At 71.3% G+C, this 3,286-nt stretch carries 3 protein-coding genes and 1 pseudogene; all 4 read right to left on the bottom strand.

All coding sequences use genetic code 11. The features are described from left to right. Positions 1-156: 156 nt before the first annotated feature. A pseudogene (pqqC, locus tag KN815_RS31065) lies at positions 157-858 on the bottom strand (pyrroloquinoline-quinone synthase PqqC); the annotation flags it as partial. Next, positions 855-1,772, bottom strand: a complete 918-nt coding sequence (gene pqqB, locus KN815_RS31060) for a pyrroloquinoline quinone biosynthesis protein PqqB (protein WP_216345193.1) — start codon at positions 1,770-1,772, stop codon at positions 855-857. The pseudogene pqqC and the gene pqqB, both read right to left, overlap by 4 nt. 11 nt (positions 1,773-1,783) lie before the next feature. Next, complete coding sequence (gene pqqA, locus KN815_RS31055) at positions 1,784-1,927, bottom strand: pyrroloquinoline quinone precursor peptide PqqA (protein ID WP_078639109.1); 144 nt, start codon at positions 1,925-1,927, stop codon at positions 1,784-1,786. A gap of 155 nt (positions 1,928-2,082) precedes the next feature. Beyond that, positions 2,083-3,286, bottom strand: a 1,204-nt coding sequence (locus KN815_RS31050; RefSeq protein ID WP_216345192.1) for a discoidin domain-containing protein, incomplete at its 5' end; no start/stop codon positions are given.

Genomic DNA, 3,286 nt, shown 5'->3' with positions numbered 1-3,286 from the left:
CGGCGCGGGCCGCCACCCGGCCGGGGCGGGCGGCGCGGGCGGGGTGTCCAAGGCGGGTGAGGCGTTCCGGGCCGGTGAGGCGTCCGGGGCGGGTGAGGTGCCCGGGGTGGGTGAGGTACCCGGGGTAGGTGGGGTGTCGGCGGTGGTCACTGGTGGACCCTCCCCCGGGCCGTCCTTGGTGTCGGCGTGCTCGACCGCGTCCAGCAGCGACCACAGCACATCGCATTTGAAGGCGAGCGCCGCCACCGCGCGGTCCTCGTCCTCGGGGCTCCGCGCCCAGGTCAGGACCAGGTCGAGCGCCTCGGTGCTGTCCCGGCGCCCCTGGTCGACCCGGTTGCGGAAGTAGGCCAGGCCCGCGCGCTCGATCCAGGGGTAGTACCGCTCGAAGGCGTCGATACGGGTGAGCATGATGCCGGGCGCGGACAGCTCGGTGAGCGAGGCGGCGACGGCTTCCAGCGGGCCGCGCAGCCGGCAGAAGTTGACATAGCCGTCGACCGCCAGCCGCACCCCGGGCACCACCTCGGCGCCGGACAGCAGCCGGTCCCGGTCCAGACCGGCGGCCTCGCCGAGCCGCAGCCATCGCTCGATGCCGCCCTCGCCGTCGACGGCGCCGTCGTGGTCCTGGATGCGCCGCAGCCACATCCGGCGCAGCCGTGCGGTGTCGAGTTTGGCGGTGATCAGCGCGTCCTTGATGGGGATATGGCGCTGGTAGTGGAACCGGTTGAGGATCCAGCGGCGCAGTTCGGCGGGAGTGAGTTCGCCCGCGTGCATCCGTGCGTTGAAGGGGTGGCGGTCGTGGTAGCGCTCCTGCGCGACCGCGCGCAGCCGCTCTTCAAGACGTGTCCGTGGGGTGCTCACAGGTCGATCACCATCCCGTCGGCGGCCACCTCGACGCCCAGCTCGCGCAACACCGTGTGCTGGGGCGCGGCCGGGTCGTTGAGGGGGTTGGTGTTGTTGAGGTGGGTGTACAGGGTGCGCGCGTCGAGTGCGGCGAGCCGCCGCGCCGTGCCGTCCGGTCCGTCGATCGGCAGATGCCCCATGGCGGTTGCGGTACGCGAGCCGAAGCCGCTGGTGAGGGGCTCGTCATCGGACCAGAACGTGCCGTCGACGATGACGTGGTCGGCGCTCTCGGCGGCGCGCTGGAAGGCATCGGGCCAGGCGGCGAGCGCGGGGGCGTAGAGGAGGGAGCGGCCGGTGGTGCGGTCGGTCAGCCGCAGGGCGACCACCCACGCGTCATCGGCGTCATCGGCGTCGTCATCCGGGGCGTCGAGTCCGGCCGCGTAGCGGGGGCGTTTGGCGGAAACGGGGACGGCGCCGACGGTCAGCGGCGAGTCCTCGGCGAGCGGGCGGTCCTCGGGGCCGAGGGGGCGCCAGTCCAGCCGGGCGTACGGGGTGAGGACCTCGCCCAGGTGAAGTCCGGTCAGCAGGGCGTGCCGGACCGGGGTGGTGGCGACGATCCCGATGGCATCCGCCTCGCGCAGCCGGGCGATGCCGAGGGTGTGGTCGAGTTCGGCGTCGGTGAGGATCACCCCGGCCAGCGGGGTTCGGCGCGGTTGTGGCCCGGGGTGCAACTCGGGGCAGTCCTCGACCTGTTCACCGAGGTCGGGGGTGGCGTTGACCAGATACCAGCGGCCTTCGGCGGCCTGGACGGCGAGCGAGGCATGGCGGCGGCGCCACCCCGGGTGGGCGCGTGCCCCGGAGCATCCGGGGCACGCGCAGTTCCACTGGGGTACGCCGCCACCCGCCGCGGTGCCGAGCACGCGCACACGCATGGCGGGGGAGCTCAGCGGGCGTTCAGCGAGTAGGCGGTGACCTCCAGCGCGGTCTCCACGACCACGTAGTCGGGCGTCTGCCAGGCGGTTTCCCCGGCGTCCGTACGGGTCCGGTCCGTCGCCTCGGGGGCCGTGTGCGGTGTGGTGTCGTTCATGGCTTCGACCTGCCTTCCATCTGGGTGGGGATGGGTCAACGGGACGGCACGGACCGTCAGTCGGGCCGTTGGCCGGCGGTGAAGGATCCGCGGCGCCCCGCCGTCGGGGGTGGTGCTGTCGTCCGCGATGGTCGATGGCGTCGTCGGGCACCGGGTCATGAGCCGCTGCCGGGGTAGGCGGTTCCGATGCGCACCTCGTCGAGCAGCAGCTTGCGGTAGTGCTTGGTGTCGGTGGCCGCCGCCCAGGTGCTGTTCACCGTGAGCCGGACATAGCGCTTGGTGGTGGCGGGGATGTCGATGAACGCCACTGCGCGGCGGCTGGGCAGCGTGCCGCTCGCCACCGGGCTGCCCCAGTTCTGGCCGTCGCTGGAGACCTGCACCTGGTAGTCGCGGATGCGGGCGGACTGCTCGGTGTCGGAGCGGGCGTAGGAGACCGACCACTCGCGCTGGTTCACCGCCAGATAGCGCAGGCTCTTGGCCGACCGCAGATCGAAGGTGACCGAGGCGGGCAGGGTGGTGCTGTTGTCCCAGTAGGTCTCCGGATCGGCGTCGAGTACGGCGGAGGCGGGGTGGCCGCTCGCGGAGACACTGGCGCTCGCGGTGATCGAACTGGCCGGAAGGACACCCTGGCGGCCGTCGGTGCGGACCGCGAGGACGGTGTCGTACGGATCCCAGCCGGTGATGCCGGAGATGGTGATCCTGCCGTCGCTCTGGCGGAAGTTCAGCTTCTTGCCGGTGCGGAAGTCGGTGACGCCGGTCGCCTTGTAGCCGTTGTCCCGCACGGTCAGCGTGGAGCCCGAGGGCCTGGTGAGGACGTGGACGAAGTGGCGGTCGGGGTCGGCCTCGCTCACCGTGGTCACCCCGTGGGCGCCGTCGTTCCAGGCGCCGGGTTGCAGTCCGCCGTAGGAGTAGCCGCCGCCCTCGGTGCCGCCCAGCGACCCCCAGATCTTGTCGAGATAGCTCTTGGCGTAGTCGTTGAAGGCTTCCTGTTTGCTGGGGAACCGCCCATTCACCTGGGCGGTTTCGGCCATCAGCGATTTGACCGAGGATCCGGAGTTGCTGATCAGCCGGCCGAGGGTGAGTCCGTGGTCCACCGCCGAGTCGGTGCCGCTGTACCACCAGGCCCCGCTGCTGGGCAGCTTGAAGCAGGCTTCGGTGAGCCGGGGCTGCGGGGTCCAGATGGCCTGGGGGTAGTCGTAGGCCGGGGTCATCCCGGTCTTCTGCTCATTGCTGACCGTGTCCATGATCGGCGTGTCTTCGTTGTTGTTGCTCAGCAGCCAGCCGGGACGGTCGGCACGGATCTTCTCGTAGAGCCCGTGGTCGATCCAGTAGTCGTTGTCGTTGTCGATCCAGAACCCG

Source organism: Streptomyces niphimycinicus (assembly GCF_018883605.1).
In the GTDB taxonomy this organism is placed as follows: Bacteria; Actinomycetota; Actinomycetes; order Streptomycetales; family Streptomycetaceae; genus Streptomyces; species Streptomyces niphimycinicus.
This window is presented reverse-complemented; position numbering and strand designations above follow the sequence as displayed.